Below are 17,140 nucleotides of genomic sequence, written 5' to 3'. Positions count from 1 at the left end.
CAATCCAAACGCTCTTATGTTCCTGAGAGCAAGGGCACCAATGCCAGCGATTGCCGTTTCTTGAAGATGGCGGTTACCAGATAACGGTAAATATCTTTATCGATTTCCAGCGAGGGATTGTCGGCAAGTATCGTTTCGTAGTCTGCGGCGGTTTCTGCAACACCCAGAATGCACCAATTGTTTATTAGTAGATGCTGCTCCATGCCGTCGCTTTGGTTTTTTTCTACCAATGCGACGGTGCCTTTATAGGGCCAGGTTTTTAATGCCAAAAGTGCCAAGCCTTCCAGTAATTTGACGTTGTGTTGCAAGGCGTGTTGTTTGCCTGCGCAATAACCTTGGCATTTTTTGAGTTGATGACTGGTACAAGCCCTATTGCTGATATTTTCTATACCGCAGACTTGATAGCAAAGATGATGTTCGTCGCAGAGGGTTTGAAGGGTTTGTTTGGCTTTTATTTTGGAAGGGAAAAGGCCGTAGATTTTCTTGCCGTTGGTTGGCATGTGGGACACAGGAACTATTTGTGGCGTGAGTATGCCGCCGCTACCCTCCTCCAATTGAATGGTGTGAAAGCTACTCACCCTGCGAAGTTTGCGGTTGTACAGTGGCTGCAGTGCTTTTACTTTTTTGGACTCCAAAATCAGCGCAGATAATTCACCTGCGGTTTTTTCAAACGTGACGTTGCGCGTTTGCTGGCAAATTTTCATCTCTTTGGCGGATTTATGGTCGGCAGTAAAATGCGAGAGCACACGTTTGCGAATACTGATGCTTTTACCGATATAGAGCAGCTCTTGATTCTCACCCCAAAAATAATAAATGCCGGGTGAGTTAGGCAGGCCATCCATAATGCTTGCATCAAACCCGGCGGGCATAGTCTCTTTGCGGTACTGATGTTGAATAGCGGCCTTGATATTCGCCTCACCTTTTTCCTGTTCTGCAATCTCCATAAATTTATAGGCCGCGATGGCGTCATCCAGCGCGCGGTGGCGGTGGCTTACACGAATATTGTGGCGAGTGATAAGTTTTTCCAGGCTGTGACCTTCGCAATCCGCATACAAAAAGCGGGACAGCCTGACTGTACATAAGAGTTTGGATTTGTAGGGATACGCAAGGCGAGCAAATTCATTGCGAATAAAACCATAATCAAAACGCACGTTGTGAGCGACAAATAACTTACCTTGCAGGCGCAGTATTATTTCTTTGGCGACTTGCTCAAAGTACGGCGCGGCGGCGGCCATTTCGTTAGTGATTCCGGTTAGCCGCTGAATACCCTCGGGAATGGTCGTGCGTGGGTTAATTAATGTAGACCAGTGCGTAACGCCCTGCTCCGTGACCTCCACTATGCCGATTTCAATAATGCGATCATAGGTCACATTGCCACCGGTGGTTTCTATATCCACTATCGCACAGGGTATGGGGAAATATTTCAGCATATATTTTTACAAATTAATGAAAATCGCGCGAGCTTGACGCGAGGTTGTGTAGGCGATCAGTTACGTTTTGAATGTGCCCGGCGATCACATGAACTATAGGAACATTCACGCCCTCGGTGAGAATTTCAACCGTGCCTTTTACAATGAGCAATTTACCGGTGAGTATTTCGTTGCGAAATCGCTGCTGGGTTGAATTCCAGATCACTACATTACTGGTGCCGGTTTCGTCCTCCAGGGACATAAACAGAACCCCACTCGCCGTGCCCGGCCGCTGCCGCCCGGTCACTATTCCCGCAATCCGCACAAAACCCTTGTGGCGTAAACTCACCAAATCCGCAAACCGTTTGCATTTATTAAACGGAAATTCCTGTCGCAAAATCGCCATGGGGTGCGTGCGTAAGGTCAGCCCGACCGAGGCATAGTCATCCAGCACATTTTGTTCAAGGCTGGGGCCCGGCATCAGCAACTCATCACCCGCTGGATCACTCTCGTCCAGTAGTGGCGAGTGCGGCATTAACGCCGACGCTTGCCAGCGCGCTTGAAAACGATCACCGGCTAGCGTGCGCAATACATCAGCGGAGGCCAGGCTTTCCAAGGCGGCATCGCTGAGCGAGGTGCGCCGAGCAAGATCTTTTAGCGATGTAAACGGTGAATTCCCGCGCGCGATAGGAATTTGCTGTGCATCGCGAGTATTGAGTTTATTCACAAATAGAAACCCCAAGCGAATTCCGCGCACGCCGGTTTCACTCAGCACGAGAGTGTTTTCATAATCGCTGTGATTGATATCCACCGGCAGAACCTGTACACCGTGGCGGCGCGCGTCTTGAATTAATTGTGATGGACTGTAGAAACCCATGGGCTGACTATTGAGCAACGCGCAATAAAACGCAGCGGGATGATGCCGTTTAATCCAGCTGGACACATAACACAGAATCGCAAAACTGGCGGAGTGGCTCTCGGGAAAACCATAGCCGCCAAAGCCTTTTACCTGTTCAAATAAATTATTGGCAAACTCCTGGGTGTAGCCGTTGGCGAGCAGTCCATTTTTGAATTTATCTTCAAATAACAACAGTTTTGAATGTTTTCCCCAGTTGGTAATCGCGCGGCGCAATTGATCTGCTTCACCACCGGTAAACCCGGCGGCAACCATACTGAGTTTCATCACCTGTTCTTGAAAAATAGGCACACCCAGCGTGGGCAGCAACACGTCTTTAATGGCGTCGCTGGGAAAACTGATTGGCTCCAACCCGGCGCGACGACGAAGATAAGGGTGCACCATATCGCCTTGAATTGGCCCCGGCCGGACAATGGCAATTTCAATCACCAGATCGTAAAAACATCGCGGTTGCAGGCGCGGCAGCATGGCCATTTGCGCGCGCGATTCAATTTGGAATACCCCCACACTGTCACCGCGACACAACATGGCATAGGTGTCTTTGTCTTCCCGGGGAATGTCTTGCAGTGAACGAATGCGCGAGTCATAGCTGTGGATTAATTCGAGCGCGCGCCGCAGTGCCGACAACATGCCCAATGCCAGTACATCCACTTTTAATAAACGCATGGATTCAAGGTCTTCTTTATCCCATTGAATAATAGTGCGCTCGGCCATGCTCGCATTTTCCAAAGGCACAAGGTCACTGATTCGGGTTTCAGAAATAACAAAGCCGCCGGTGTGTTGGCTCAGGTGACGGGGAAAACCCTGTATTAATTGCAACAGGTTAAAAAAATGTGTGAGCAGCTCGCTGTCCATTTTTACGCCGATCCCGCTAAGCGTTGTTGGCAGATCTGCCCCGCGCTCCCACCAGGCCATATTTTTTGATAGATGATCGAGCAGTGATTCATCCATGCCCAGGGCTTTACCCACATCGCGCACCGCACTTTTGCCCCGATAAGTAATAACCACCGCCGCGATAGCCGCACGCTCACGCCCATATTTTTGATAAATATATTGAATCACTTCTTCGCGGCGCTGGTGTTCAAAATCAACATCAATGTCCGGCGGCTCGTCGCGCTCACGGGAAATAAACCGCTCAAACAGAACACCAATTAAACCCGGTGCAATTTCAGTGATAAACAGGCAATAACACACCACCGAGTTGGCAGCAGAACCGCGCCCCTGGCACAAAATTCCCTGCTCGCGCGCAAAGCGCACAATGTCGTGCACCGTCAAAAAATAATATTCATATTCCAGCTCTTCAATTAACGCGAGTTCTTTTTCCAACAAACTTTCAACCTCAGCAGGCACACCCTGTGGCCAACGCTGCTGTTTACCGGCATCAACCAAACAACGCAGGTGTGCAATAGGCGTTAGATTACCGGGCACCAACTCACGCGGATATTGGTAGCGCAATTCACTCATGGAAAAGTGGCACAGGTCGGCAATCACCGCGGTTTCAGCAAGCAATTCCGGCGGATAGAGGCGCGCTAACTGATGCAGGGATTTAAGGTAAGCCTCACCATTTAATTCCAGCTTGGTGCCCATTTCCTGAATGGGTGTTTTGTGACGAATAGCGGTCACAATATCCTGCAGGGGTTTTCGCTCGGCACTGTGCATTAAGGCTTCACCGCAGGCGACCAGTGGAATATTTTTTTCACGACCAAGCAACTGCCAGCGCGCAAAATCCTGCTGCTCTCCCCCCTGTAGCCGATGATTAATGCCAATCCATAAGCGGTCTTTAAACGCATTCGTTAATTCAGTTGCCACTGCATCCACAATGGTGTCGCTGAGTTTTGCGACCCAAATAATCAGGCAATGACGCAAACGAAAACGTAAATCGTCAAAGTGCGCTTCATAAGTTCCTTTGTCGGCACGCCGCCGCGCCAGAGTGATAAAACCGGAAAGTTCGGCGTAGGCAATTCGCGAAGGCGCAATAGCAATTAGATCCATGCCGTTGGATAAACGAAAACGGCTGCCAATGATTAATTTAACCCCCAGCTCCTCCGCCGCAACAAATGCTTTTACGACACCAGCCAGTGAACACTCATCGGTAATCGCCAGCGCGTCATAACCTAATTCATCAGCGCGCTGCACAAACTCAGCGGGGTGCGAGGCGCCGGTGAGAAAAGTGAAATTGGTGGTGGTGTGAAGTTGGGCGTAGCGCATCAGGCAAATACTCCATGCACGTACCACTGCTTGTTATACAGATCAAAAAAAATCCATACCGGTAAATGGTCCTGACGCTGCGCCAAAAAATAATCCCTGGCCACCGGTTTTTGCCACCAATCGCCAATCACCCGTTCAGGGCCAACCAGTGGCGTCAAGTAACCATGCCAATAGAGTCGCTCGTGCCGCTGCTCTATTAATTCCGGCGTTGTTAACAACCATGTGGGGCGCAAACTTTTTAAATGCACGTCTGGCAGTTGCTGATTGCATTTTTCCGCGAGCGCAAGAATTGCATTGGTAATTTCTGGTACACGGCTATCGCGATAGCCCAGTTTGTACACAGCACCATCCCCCAAACGCGCTTTTAATTTTGCAATGGTAACGGTGAAATCCTGCAGGGTGCTTTTGCGACGACGCTGTTCAAAATCCAATACCTGACTGCGCTGCTGGAGCGGCATCGCCTGCTCACACACCAGTTTGAGAGTATCCACTTCAAATGGCAGCGCTTTGTTATTGAACTGGATTAGTGACAAGTCATACAACAATTGCCAATGACTTTGCGGCTCATCGCTATGCACCTGAATTAATTCCTGGTGGTGATAAATATCGGCAATACGCCATTCAATGGACTGACATTGCTGCTGGCGTTTACGCAGATAAGTGCTGAGTTGCTGCAGCAGGCTTTCAATGGCCGGTTCTAATTGCGCAACCAGCGTGACGGGATATTCAAATTGTATTTCCGCCGCAAACCACTCCACCGGGCGATAATTATTGCGCGGTGTTTCAAACAGCGCAGCCTGCTGAAAATTCTGATCAATGGCGTAAATGTCGCACAGCAAATCAGTGAATTCCGCACCCAATCGCTTTTTAAAACTGCTGATCGACTTGGCATTAATCTGGGTGGCAATATCGCCCAAAGTGTTAAATCCGGTTTTACGCAAAGCCTCTACCGCGCGGGGGTAATCACACAAGAGCGCAATAGATAATTTATTTAATCGCGCGATAAACAGTGCTTTGGTTTCAGCGCCGCTAATAGCGTAATCCGCAAAAGAGAGATACCAAGCTGCTGGTGCAGAATGGGCCAGCCCATAATTAAACCCGTAAGGTGTTTGGGCCAGCTGGGTAATTATTTTTTCACACAGCGCGTGGATGCCGCCGAATAACTTCAGGCAGGTAGAAATTTCCAGCAGCAATCCGGATTGCGCCAGTGCCTCACTGCTGTAGCGCTCAATGTAAGGGCTAAATTGATAACACTGCTCCGACAGCGCATGCAGCACCGATTGCTCTTTTGTTTCATCGCGCGGCAATACTTCGCAACCACTTAGCAACTGCGCAGTGGTGATATCCATACCCGGTTGCACACCCGCTTGCTGCGCCAGACTGTTGGCAAAAATAACGCGCTTTTTTTGGATAACAACTTGCGGCTTGTCGGTAGCACCATCAAGGCCAGGTGTAGTTAAAGACAGCTCTGTAAAAAACTGCTCTGTAAAAGAAAGCGCGGTTAAGGGAAGATCAGAAAAGCGGATAGCCAGCCACAACCGTGAGTTGGATTCATTCACGTTTTACCTCGCAAAGGAATAACACTGGCAAGCAGCTGGGGTTTGGAATCCGTTTTAGCACCTGCGGTTTTTTGCATGAGTGCAGCGTGAGGTGTGGCGGCTTTCCACTGCGCAGGCAGCGGTAACACTATGGGTTTGGCCTGCTGTGTTTGCAGGTGTCCCTTTTGTTTAAATACCGTGATTTCCAAACCGCTTGATGCCAAGCGCGCGTACAGCCGTAAAGTCGCTGGTGAACTTTGTTGTTGCATCGCCACGGGCCGGAACACCACCGACAAGCCCGTACCTTCCGCTGCGGCTAACTGGCATTTACGCAGCTCCGTATAGCTCATTGTCTCCTGAGGTTGCCAAGCAAGCACTGCCCCGACACTGGCCCGGCAGAGCTCAATAAAACAGGATATAAAATGTTTTTTACCCGCTGCAGCCACTACAACCAGGCGCTCAAGATCGATCCCCGCCTGAATAAATGCCTGACTAAAGGGTGCTGCTGGCGGGTTCACTAAAACCACCAAGCCCGGCAGCGCAAGCAGTGCCGGAGTGAATAATTGCCATTCCCCCTGCATACCCTGCTGGCACACCTCCACCAAACTGCCCAAGGGCCAGCCGCGATTCAACAAAGTCGCATTCAGCTGCTCATACCCCGTCTCCACCGCCGCACGCGTGGTGAAGCGCTGGGAGTGCCCCATCCACATATCATCCCGGAGCAATAATTGCTCAAGAGATGCAGCGCTGGGAGTTTCAAGGGGAGTTTCATTCATGCCGATCACTATACTGTATTTACATACAGTATAGTCCAGCAAACCACTGGATAGTCAACAAGCCGCGTTAGAACTTTTTTGTTACAATCGCGCGGCGTTTTAACGCTTCTCCCTCAGCCGACTACCAAAAACCATGAATTTAATTTTGCTCTCCCCCGATGATTTAACCTCCAGCCACAGTGCATTTATTAGCGATGCGCGCCGGGTGACGCATATTAAAAATATTCATGGTGCAGTAGCGGGTGATGCGCTCAAGGTGGGGTTGTTGGGCGGGAATATGGGTACCGGCAAGGTTATAGCGCTGGAGGATACGGGAATTAGGCTGGAGTTGGATTTGCCACAAACGCCGCCACCTGCGCTGGACTTAACACTGGTATTGGCATTGCCGCGCCCGAAAATGTTGCGGCGTATTTTGCAAACCATTTCCACCTTGGGAGTAAAAAAATTACACCTGATTAATTCTTACCGCGTGGAAAAAAGTTATTGGCAAACACCGTTTCTGGAAGCGGCGAGTATTCACGAGCAATTATTGCTGGGTTTGGAACAGGGGTGTGATACGCGCTTGCCAGAGGTGCATTTGCACAAGCGTTTTAAACCTTTTGTGGAGGATGAATTGCCCGGGTTAATTGTTGGTAGCCGCGCGCTGGTAGCACACCCCTACACCGCAACCACCTGCCCCAGCCAAATTGATTACGCACTCACGCTCGCAGTTGGCCCGGAAGGTGGTTTTATTGAATATGAAATCGCACTGCTGGAAAAATGCGGATTTGAAGCGGTGCATTTGGGTGAACGCATTATGCGCGTGGAAACAGCCGTGCCGTATTTATTAGGTCGACTGTTCTGATTTGGCGCGCGCGAGAATTACTTCAAACTGATCAATAGGCACCGCTTGGCTGGACAAATAACCTTGATAATAATTACAGCCAAACGATTTTAAAATTTCCAACTGCTCTTGCTCTTCCACACCTTCGGCCACCAATTCCATATCCAACAAACGGCCCATGGTAATAATGGTTTCTACCAAGACGCGGTCGTTGCGGTCTTCGATAATATCGCGCACAAAACCCTGATCAATTTTTAATGTACTCACCGGTAAACGTTTGAGATAACTGATGGACGAGTAGCCGGTGCCAAAATCGTCGAGCGAGAAACTAATGCCGCGATTACTGAGTGTGGTCATGGTGACAATCGCATCGTCCACCCGCTGGATAACAATACCTTCGGTAATTTCCATATCCAGCGAATTTTCCGGAATGGCATATTTATCGAGTGCTGCCAACACGTCATCCACAAACGCATCGCGCCGGAACTGGCGCGGGCTGATGTTAATGCTGAGTTTCATCCCGGTTTGCCACAGGCCGGATTCTTTCCAGGCGACGAGGGTTTTGCACGCATCTTCCAATACCCACTGACCAACATCGATAATCATGCCGGAGGTTTCCAGTACGGGAATAAAATCCACTGGCGATACCATGCCCTTAATCGGGTGATTCCAACGCAGCAGTGCTTCAGCGCCAACCACATGACCGGTTTGAATATCAATTTTGGGCTGGTAATAGAGTTTGAATTGCGCTTCATCCAGTGCGCGATGTAAATCGCCTTCCATGGTGAGTTGGCGGCTGACTTTATCAGCCATTTCCTCGTTGAAAAATTCGATGGAGTCGCGACCTTTTTCTTTTACCTGATACATAGCAGTATCGGCGTAACGCAGCAATTCGTGCACCGAATTATTTTTATCCGGATACACCACCACCCCCACGGAGCAGGTCACGCGCAATTCCATATTGTCGTGGAGGTAAGGCTGGGAAATGATGGCGCGAATTTTTTCACTGATTTCACCGGCGCGCAGTGCAGCGGTTTCTATGTCCTGATCCAGCACCGTGAGCACGACAACAAATTCATCGCCACTCAACCGCGCGACTAAATCTTCCTCGCGCACCGATTGCTGCAAACGCTCGGCAACTACTTCAAGCACGCGGTCACCCACCGGATGACCGAGAGAATCGTTGATAGTTTTGAATTGATCCAGGTCGATAAACAATACCGCACCATAATAACCGTGACGTTCGGCACGGCGCAGTTCGTGTTCCAAACGCTCCACCAATTGCAAACGATTCGGCAGACCGGTGAGCGCATCGTGGTGCGCCATAAATTCCATTTTGGCTTGGGCGTTTTTGCGCTCGGTAATATCGACCGACACGATGAGCGCAACTTTTTCATCGTAAAACGCGAGCGGCATAATGTGGGTTTGTAAAAATAATTGTTTACCCGTGGCGGTGACAAAACGCTCTTCAATTACATCCAACTCTTCGTTGCCGCGAATCACGCGGTAATCGTTTTGCAGCATGGTATCTATATCGAATACTGAATTTTTAAGTAACTGGCGCACGTGCAAATTGCGCATTTGTTCAGGGGTATAACCCAATTCAGTGGCGAGGGCTTTATTGGCAAACAAGTAATAGCCAGCAATATTGCGCGCACCAATCATTACCGGGAGGTGATCGATAATTTGGCGCAAATGCTCTTCACTTTTGCGCAGCGCCAATTCCACCGCACGGCGTTTGGCGAGCGACAATTCCACTACGTCGAGCAATTGATTAGAACTGGCAATAAGTTGCGAGAGTTCGTCTTTGCGCTGCGGCGGCAATTGCGTGAGACGATTTACGCCGGGGTGATCGGGGTTGATGTTGTTAATCTCGCGGGATAAACGTACCAGCGGTTTGGTGAGGGTGTAATAAAAAACCACAAACAATAACAGCACCAAAAACATGTTGCGCAGCAAGCCGGTCATGAGTGCCGTTTTGGAGCGGTTGTAAAAACCTTCCAGCGCCAGATCCATGTCCACTGAAAAACGGATACTGCCGGAAGTGCCGTCGCTATAACCGGGCAGCAACAGGTTGGCGGTGTATTCGCGGGTATTTTCGGTAATTTTACTGGTGAGCCAGCGAGTGGGGACTTCCGGGCGGGTGCTGCTGCCCTGCGCGAGTACGTTGCCGGTATCGTCGTAAATAACTACTTCGTAAATGAAACCGTAACGCAGTAAGCCGTTAACCACTTCGTAGGAAAGTTCGTCATCCAAAGTGGACACTGAGCGCACGGCCGGTGGCGTGGCAACTTGAATAACACGGTCAATAAGGGATTTAAGTTCTTTTTCCTGATTCAGGAAATCCAGATACAGCTGCACGGAACTCAGTAAAAAACTCAGCACAAACGCCAAAATAATACCGATTTTGGCAAGCTGAAAAGAAATGCCATTAAAAAATGAAGGCGCTTTGTCTCTCATTGACCTTGGACTTCCGGGATTTGAATTGTTTTATCTGGAGGGCTTTTACGTTATATCCGGGAGCGCAACCTCGTGGCGTAATCGCCGACATCACCCCGGATGTATCCTTGTCTTCGCGAGAGTATAGAACAAACTAATCACTGGCGCCTGAATCAATAAATTTATTTTTCATAAGCTAATCGCCATATTTCCAGCGTTAGAGAATGGTTTGTGGGTCGCGCCATAACATGGAAAAACTCGTTGCCACCGCTGGCTGGGTCAACTCGCCGCGATAGGTGTTGAGCGCTGCGGTAAAACCGACATCGCCTTTTAACGCCGCCACGCCCGCATCGGCCAAACGCAGAATGTAGCTGAGCGTTGCATTGGTTAAACCCAGAGTTGCGGTGCGCCCCACCGCGCTGGGAATATTGGCGACGCAGTAGTGAATCACCCCCTCTTCTACATAGGTTGGCTGTTGATGGGTGGTAGCGCGGGAGGTTTCAAAACAGCCGCCCTGATCGATAGCAACATCCACCAACACACTGCCCTTTTCCATTCGCGCAATTTGCATGCGGGTAAGCAAGCGCGGCGCACTGGCGCCGGTATTCAATACACTGCCAATCACCAGATCTGCACTGAGCGCACACTCATCGATGCGCTCCTGGGTTGCATACTCACACACTACCCGGCCGCGCCATAAGTCATCCAGCTGACGCAAGCGGGTGATGGATTTGTCCATAATACGCACCTGCGCGCCTAACCCCACCGCCATAGCGGCAGCATTTGCACCGACTACCCCGCCTCCCAGAATCAATACATTGGCGGGCGCTACGCCGGGAATACCGCCGAGTAAAACTCCCTTGCCGCCCTGCGCCATTTGTAAATGATGCGCGCCCGCCTGCACTGCAACCCGTCCGGCAATTTCAGACATAGGGGCAAGCAGCGGCAAACGCCCCTGCTGATCACTCAGGGTTTCGTAGGCAAGACAGGCAGCACCCGAGGCGAGCAAAGCCTCGGTCAGCGGCCGACTCGCCGCCAAATGTAAATAAGTGAATAGGATATGGGCAGGTCGCAGCAACGCGTACTCTTCTGGCTGCGGTTCTTTGACTTTGACGACAAGAGTGGCCGTGGCATAAACCTCGGCGAGAGTGCCCACAATCAGTGCACCTGCCGCGCGATATTGCTCATCACTAAATCCGGCAGCGGCACCTGCCCCTGTCATGACTACTAGCCGATGACCACGGCGTACCAATTCAGCAACTCCGGCGGGAGTGAGCGCAACACGGTTTTCGCCAGATTTAATCTCTTTGGGTATACCTATTTGCATAACTACCTCCGTATTTATAAATGGGAGTATAGCTAAGGGCGCAGCAGGCAAAGTGGCTCGACTTATGCTTCAATTAGAATGTAGTAGTTTTTTGACGCCAAGTTGTGATCAGCGCAGTTTTGCCGCGCGTAGTGATGACAAAATAGGGCGTAACGAGGTAGTTATGGGCATATGTGCCAGTGATTTACAGCAATGGATTATCAAACCCTGCCTGGAAGCCTTGGGCGATTATTCCCCCTTCGCCGAGCAGTTACTGCTGGCTACGGCAGCTCAGGAATCACAACTGGGGCTGCACTGTTACAGCGAGCAATATCAAGGGCTGGGGCTCTATCGAATAACCAGAAATAAACACCGCGAGTTGTGGGACCTCTATCTCATCCAGTTTCCCGACCTCGCCTCGCGCCAGCGCGGTTTAGCAAGCCAGCAGCAGTTTTTACTCGACCCCGAACGCGAATTGGTTACCAACCTGAGTTACAGCACTGGCATGGCATGGATGATCTACCGCCGCGCCCATATCGACTGCAATAACTTCCCCGACCTGCCGACCCTCGCCCAACTTTGGGCTGCGCATTTTGATAATGGCACCGGTGCCGTAAGAAATACCGACGGGTTTATCCAGTCCTATAACAAGTTGATCACACCTTATTTACACCGTCAGGTCGCCTAATCCAGACGACCTTATTCTGCTGACCTAGCGAATATCCAACACATCCACGTATTGCACTGCATCTTCTATGCGACCAAGCGGAGCGCTAATGGCGCAGCTGTCGTCATCTTCCTCGGCAGCGTGCTTGTTGGTTTCCAGATTGATGAAATCAAACAGGTTCAAATCAGCCAGCTGCGAGGGCTGTACATTGCGGATGGCGGTAAAAATGGTTTCGGTGCGGCCGGGGAATTGACGCTCCCACTGCACCAGCATGTCTTTAACCACCTGACGCTGCAGGTTTTCCTGCGACCCGCAGAGGTTGCAGGGAATAATCGGGAAGCCCTTCAACTCCGCAAAATGCGCAATATCCTCTTCCGAACAATAGGCCAAGGGGCGAATGACGATGTTGCGCTTATCGTCCGAAAGCAGCTTGGGTGGCATGGCTTTTAACTTGCCGCCAAAGAACATATTCAAAAACAGGGTTTCGATAATATCGTCGCGATGATGGCCCAAAGCGATTTTGGTCGCACCGATTTCATCGGCAAAACCATACAGCGTACCGCGGCGCAAACGGGAGCAAAGACCGCAGGTGGTTTTACCTTCGGGCACGACTTCTTTTACGATGCTGTAGGTGTCGCGCTCGATGATGTGATAAGGCACACCCAGCTCTGCCAAATACTGCGGCAGGATATGCTCGGGGAAACCAGGCTGCTTTTGGTCCATATTCACCGCCACTATTTCAAACGAAATGGGCGCGGTCTTTTGCAGGCTCAATAAAATATCGAGCATGGTGTAAGAGTCCTTACCGTAAAGCCAATAAATACTGTTAAAAAAATCAACTCTCCCATGACTGGAGCTGTCTGCAACAACATAAATATTTACAAAAAGAAGGAAATTTGTAAAGAAAGTGGGTTTTCATATTAAATCGAGAGCCATTATTGTGAATCAATTCTACTCATCCTTTTGTTTTCATTCTGGTTCGAACGAATTGCACTTTTTACTGCTGGTTCGTCGAGAATGAGATAGAATTGCAACTTTTTAATTGTGTTAATTAGCTAACTGCCTGCAGTCGCCAATAAGGCTCATATCTTAGATCGACTGTTTTATCCATCTATTGACCACTGCCTGATTGCCGCAATTAATTAGATGCTTTCCTTGCTAGTCGATCACCCCAACTTTAGCCTCATGTATTAATTTTCAATAGATAATTTATTTAACTGGTAGCCCAAATGTCGGATGCAAATAGAGAGAAAGTCGAATTTAACAAGCTAAGGAAAAGGATTCGAAAAAACGTTGGGAACGCCATTTCAGATTACAACATGATTGAAGAAGGCGATGTTGTCATGGCCTGTTTGTCGGGCGGTAAAGATTCATTTGCAATGCTTGATATACTTATTCATCTTAAAAAAACAGCTCCAATCAAATTTGAAGTCATTGCAGTTAACTTGGATCAAAAACAGCCAGGATTTCCCGAGCACGTTTTGCCCGAATACCTAAGTCGCCTCGAAATTCCATATTATATTATCGATAAAGATACCTACTCTGTCGTTAGATCTAAGATTGAAGAAGGAAAAACTACTTGCGGGCTATGCTCTCGCCTTCGTAGAGGCACCCTCTATTCATTCGCTGAAGATATTGGGGCCACCAAGATTGCGCTTGGACACCACCGTGATGACATAGTTGAAACACTATTCTTAAATATGTTTTTCGGATCTAAGTTAAAAGCGATGCCGCCTAAACTACTATCTGACGACAAACGAAACATCGTTATACGACCCTTAGCCTACTGCAGAGAGGATGATCTTACTGAGTACGCAGAATATATGCAGTTTCCTATTATTCCGTGTAATCTTTGCGGTAGCCAAGAAAACTTGCAGCGACAACAGATTAAAAACATGTTGCAAGAGTGGGAGAAGGAGCATCCTGGCCGAATTGAAAATATTTTTGGAGCAATTCAAAATGTGACCGGAAGTCAGTTGGCTGACACTAAATTATTCGATTTTGAAGCGCTCAAAATTGATAGATCGGGCAGCAAAGCAGACTATCTGTTTAACGAAGCGACCATAAGCTCCTCCAATATTAACTCGAAAGCTGAGCTTATTGATGTTTTAAATTTGAGTTAATTATGCCTTGAATTGCCCAGAAGCAACGTAGGCTATGCTCAGCGAGCCTGTAAAAAATTCTGTGTAACTGCCTTTTAACGATAGTCGGCCAGGCGATCATCGAACACAATCATAAAATGATTCAATGCCGCCTTCCAGTTGCGAATCGGCATTGTCCATTTTTTTGATGCATCTTGGATGGCCAAAAAAATAACCTTCTTGGCAGAATCATCAGTGGGGAATAATTTTCGCTTCTTAATCGCCTGCCGAATCACGCTGTTCAGAGACTCAATCGCATTGGTGGTATAAATCGCACGGCGAATGTCGTCTGGATAACGAAAGAGCGTGCTCACATTGTGCCAGTGTGTATGCCAGCATCGGCTAATTTGCGGATACTTTTCATCCCATCTCTCACCAAATTGTTCCAGCGCCAGCAGCGCCTCTTCTTCGGTGACGGATTGATAAATTCGTTTTAAATCCGCTGTTACCGCTTTGTAATCCCTCCAAGGCACGTACTTCACTGAGTTGCGAACCATGTGCACGATACAGAGCTGAATTTGCGTGTGCGGATAGGCAGCTGCAATCGCGTCGGGGAATCCTTTAAGACCATCAACACAGGCGATCAGGATGTCGCGAACGCCGCGATTTTGTAGCTCGGTTAATACGCTTAACCAGAATTTTGCACCTTCATTTTCCGATATCCACAGACCTAAAAGCTCCTTCTGCCCCTCCATCGTCACGCCTAGCGCGAGATAGATGGATTTGTTGATGACCTGCTTGTCCTGCCGGATTTTTATCACAATGCAATCGAGATAAACAATGGGATAAACCGCATCCAGTGGGCGCGATTGCCACTCGATCACCTGTTCGATTACGGCGTCGGTGACTTTTGAAATGAGTGTGGCCGATACATCTGCCCCGTACATTTCTTTAAATGTGGCAACAATTTCCCGCGTGGTCATGCCTTTGGCGTAAAGGCTTAGGATTTTGTCATCCATGGAGGTAAAGCGGGTTTGGTGTTTTTTAATCAGCTGCGGCTCAAAACTCCCCTCGCGGTCACGCGGAGTTTGTAATTCAAATTCCCCATCTTCTGTTTTCAGTGTTTTGGTGGTGTAGCCATTACGGCTATTAGGCGCAGATGATTTTTGATGTTTTTCGTAGCCAAGGTGTGCATCAAGCTCACCGTTGAGGGCAGCTTCAACAGTGATTTTGGTGAGCATCTGGCTAAAATCGCTCAGATCTTTTTCTGTTTTCATGTGCTTTGCGGCTTCGCGCGCAAAGGCTTCGAGGTCTTTTTTGTTCATGCTGTTTACCTTACCTTTTTAGGTGAATGATAAACAGTTACACAGATTTGTTTACAGTCTCTGCTCAGCAGTACTGGCTCAGACTTTATCTGACGGTTACCGGTTTTTACAGGTATCTGTCAGATTAGACTTGAGCTAAATTTTTTCCGCCCAAATCCGTCCTCCATCAAGCAATATTTCCAGTGGTGCTCTACCGTAGCACATCCTGCCTAGACGAGTCCGTTCATTGTTTAGGTATTTTATCCATTGAGTAGGTTTCAACATTTCATTAGTGGTTTTGTGTTTCATTATGCAATCGACAACAAGTGAAAATCTATGCATACTTTTATGAAAAACCAATGCGGTTTCAGAAGCCAAGAAAAACTTTCGTTCAGTCTTGGCTTAAGAATACCCCGATCTGAAAGGGGTTGAATTGGAGTTTTCGACAAAAGGTGCTGATTACATATCAGTGAGACTTGACTCCCAATTCAGCGTCTATCGATTTCGATCTGCTCTGCCATGCCTAGCAAATTGACGCCGATACACTTACCTTACGCGGCCGGAAACTGACCGACGCAGCGTCGATGTAATATTCACAACATCCTTTTAAAGGGGTACCGGGATGATCCCGTCAAATATTACATAAATAGCTTGAAACCCTTACGGCATAAGGCTTTCAGCATAAAACTGTCCAATGCTATTTAGCTTAAACCCCAATTTTATCCATAGCGACTATTTGTCATTAAAGGATTTGGCGAGATCCGCCAAATCCTGCCCCCTTGAATTCCTACAATTGAAAGTAGGTTTTGTTTACAGGGAGCGCTTTTCCCTATGCCGTAAATTTTTAACATAGGTGCTATCAACCAGCTCTTCTGCACTCAGCATTAGGCATGTATTGACGATATCTGCCATTGCTGAATCACTTAAGCAGAAACTCTGGGGGAAATCCAAACTAGGCTTGTCCTTGAGTTCATCAATCATCGACAGCACTGCTCTGACAAAATCTGCTTTTGATGAGCGGTTTGAAGATGTTGCCGCCTGCGTTATTGGGTCTGTTGCGTAGATTTCGGCTGCGTCGGCATTATCGCCTATTTCCTTGATCACTGCAGGAAGATACGGCCAGTATTTAAGGTCAAATTGACCAGCCAGCGACTGAAGCGGCTCAGCCAAAAAGCTCCGAAAGTGATAGTTTTCACGTGAAACTTCTTTAATGACATTTACGCCCCGGGCGCTTTGAGATCCCGCGCGAATGCCGTGTCATCATTCGGTCATTTGGTGAGTCAGCAACCGCAAAACGTCTTTTAGTGAAGCAATGGTATTGCCCTCTGATGGCTGGCTTCTGACTAGATGTTTAGCTCGAAACCCAAACTCGGTTGGCCCCTCATAGTCGGCTAGACATGTATCACCAATAAAGAGGATTTGCCCCGGTGCTGAGCCGGTACCCGCTACAATCGATTCGTAAATTTCTCTGTCAGGCTTTATTGCGCCAATTTCATAGCTGAGGTGTCTGGAGAATTTGAATTGCGGTAATAGCTTATCAATCACTACTCCGTAGGGTTTGGCCAAATTGGAGCAAATGGCCAGTGGAATTCCTTGCTTGGCCAATATGTCCAGAGCTGGTAACACATCATCAAAGAGCGTCAGGCTGGCTAGCTCTTCCTGAATATCCTGGT

General features: G+C 48.6%; 12 protein-coding genes and 1 pseudogene. 3 read left to right on the top strand and 10 right to left on the bottom strand.

The window, feature by feature from the left end; genetic code table 11:
* Positions 1-14: 14 nt before the first annotated feature.
* From D0B88_RS11760 to D0B88_RS11745, 4 genes are read right to left on the bottom strand one after another with little or no spacing between them, the layout of a single operon-like run.
* Positions 15-1,430, bottom strand: a complete 1,416-nt coding sequence (locus tag D0B88_RS11760) for an exonuclease domain-containing protein (protein WP_151057364.1) — start codon at positions 1,428-1,430, stop codon at positions 15-17.
* 13 nt (positions 1,431-1,443) lie between these two features.
* Positions 1,444-4,533 carry an error-prone DNA polymerase gene (locus D0B88_RS11755; protein WP_151057362.1) on the bottom strand — a complete coding sequence of 1,030 codons (3,090 nt, stop codon included), beginning with the start codon at positions 4,531-4,533 and terminating at the stop codon, positions 1,444-1,446.
* Complete coding sequence (locus D0B88_RS11750; RefSeq protein WP_151057360.1) at positions 4,533-6,092, bottom strand: DNA polymerase Y family protein; 1,560 nt, start codon at positions 6,090-6,092, stop codon at positions 4,533-4,535. Before D0B88_RS11750 ends, D0B88_RS11755 begins: the two co-directional genes overlap by 1 nt.
* On the bottom strand, positions 6,089-6,847 hold the full coding sequence (locus D0B88_RS11745; RefSeq protein ID WP_151057358.1) for a diguanylate cyclase: 759 nt from the start codon (positions 6,845-6,847) through the stop codon (positions 6,089-6,091). The genes D0B88_RS11750 and D0B88_RS11745 overlap by 4 nt, the downstream gene beginning before the upstream one ends.
* Positions 6,848-6,980: 133 nt before the next feature.
* Here D0B88_RS11745 and D0B88_RS11740 point away from each other — a divergent pair, with 133 nt between their 5' ends.
* Positions 6,981-7,691 (top strand): 16S rRNA (uracil(1498)-N(3))-methyltransferase, encoded by a 711-nt coding sequence (locus D0B88_RS11740; protein WP_151057356.1) that lies wholly within the window; start codon positions 6,981-6,983, stop codon positions 7,689-7,691.
* Here D0B88_RS11740 and D0B88_RS11735 read toward each other — a convergent pair.
* Both D0B88_RS11735 and ald read right to left on the bottom strand, forming a co-directional pair.
* On the bottom strand, positions 7,674-10,130 hold the full coding sequence (locus tag D0B88_RS11735) for a bifunctional diguanylate cyclase/phosphodiesterase (protein WP_007640432.1): 2,457 nt from the start codon (positions 10,128-10,130) through the stop codon (positions 7,674-7,676). The two genes, D0B88_RS11740 and D0B88_RS11735, sit on opposite strands and share 18 nt — an antisense overlap.
* 196 nt (positions 10,131-10,326) lie before the next feature.
* Positions 10,327-11,436, bottom strand: coding sequence for an alanine dehydrogenase (gene ald / locus D0B88_RS11730; RefSeq protein WP_151057354.1), 1,110 nt, complete (start codon positions 11,434-11,436; stop codon positions 10,327-10,329).
* A 64-nt stretch (positions 11,437-11,500) separates the two neighbouring features.
* On the opposite strand from ald, the gene D0B88_RS11725 reads away from it, so the two are divergent.
* A complete protein-coding gene (locus D0B88_RS11725; RefSeq protein ID WP_151057352.1) occupies positions 11,501-12,103 on the top strand; it encodes a hypothetical protein in 603 nt (200 codons plus the stop codon).
* Positions 12,104-12,127: 24 nt separating this feature from the next.
* Here D0B88_RS11725 and ttcA (D0B88_RS11720) read toward each other — a convergent pair.
* Positions 12,128-12,889 (bottom strand): annotated as a pseudogene (ttcA, locus tag D0B88_RS11720) (tRNA 2-thiocytidine(32) synthetase TtcA); the annotation flags it as partial.
* Positions 12,890-13,311: 422 nt separating this feature from the next.
* On the opposite strand from ttcA (D0B88_RS11720), the gene ttcA (D0B88_RS11715) reads away from it, so the two are divergent.
* A complete protein-coding gene (ttcA, locus tag D0B88_RS11715; RefSeq protein WP_151057350.1) occupies positions 13,312-14,205 on the top strand; it encodes a tRNA 2-thiocytidine(32) synthetase TtcA in 894 nt (297 codons plus the stop codon).
* A gap of 74 nt (positions 14,206-14,279) precedes the next feature.
* Here ttcA (D0B88_RS11715) and D0B88_RS11710 read toward each other — a convergent pair whose 3' ends face one another.
* From D0B88_RS11710 to D0B88_RS11700, 3 genes are all read right to left on the bottom strand, one after another.
* Positions 14,280-15,488: an IS256 family transposase gene (locus D0B88_RS11710; RefSeq protein ID WP_151057348.1), complete on the bottom strand. Its 1,209-nt coding sequence runs from the start codon at positions 15,486-15,488 to the stop codon at positions 14,280-14,282.
* A gap of 789 nt (positions 15,489-16,277) precedes the next feature.
* The gene (locus D0B88_RS11705; RefSeq protein ID WP_151057347.1) at positions 16,278-16,637 is read right to left on the bottom strand and encodes a hypothetical protein; all 360 of its coding nucleotides are present in this window, start codon (positions 16,635-16,637) and stop codon (positions 16,278-16,280) included.
* A gap of 90 nt (positions 16,638-16,727) precedes the next feature.
* Positions 16,728-17,132 (bottom strand): HAD family hydrolase, encoded by a 405-nt coding sequence (locus tag D0B88_RS11700; protein ID WP_255477840.1) that lies wholly within the window; start codon positions 17,130-17,132, stop codon positions 16,728-16,730.
* Positions 17,133-17,140 lie beyond the last annotated feature (8 nt).

The organism is Cellvibrio sp. KY-YJ-3, assembly GCF_008806955.1.
In the GTDB taxonomy this organism is placed as follows: Bacteria; Pseudomonadota; Gammaproteobacteria; order Pseudomonadales; family Cellvibrionaceae; genus Cellvibrio.
This window is presented reverse-complemented; position numbering and strand designations above follow the sequence as displayed.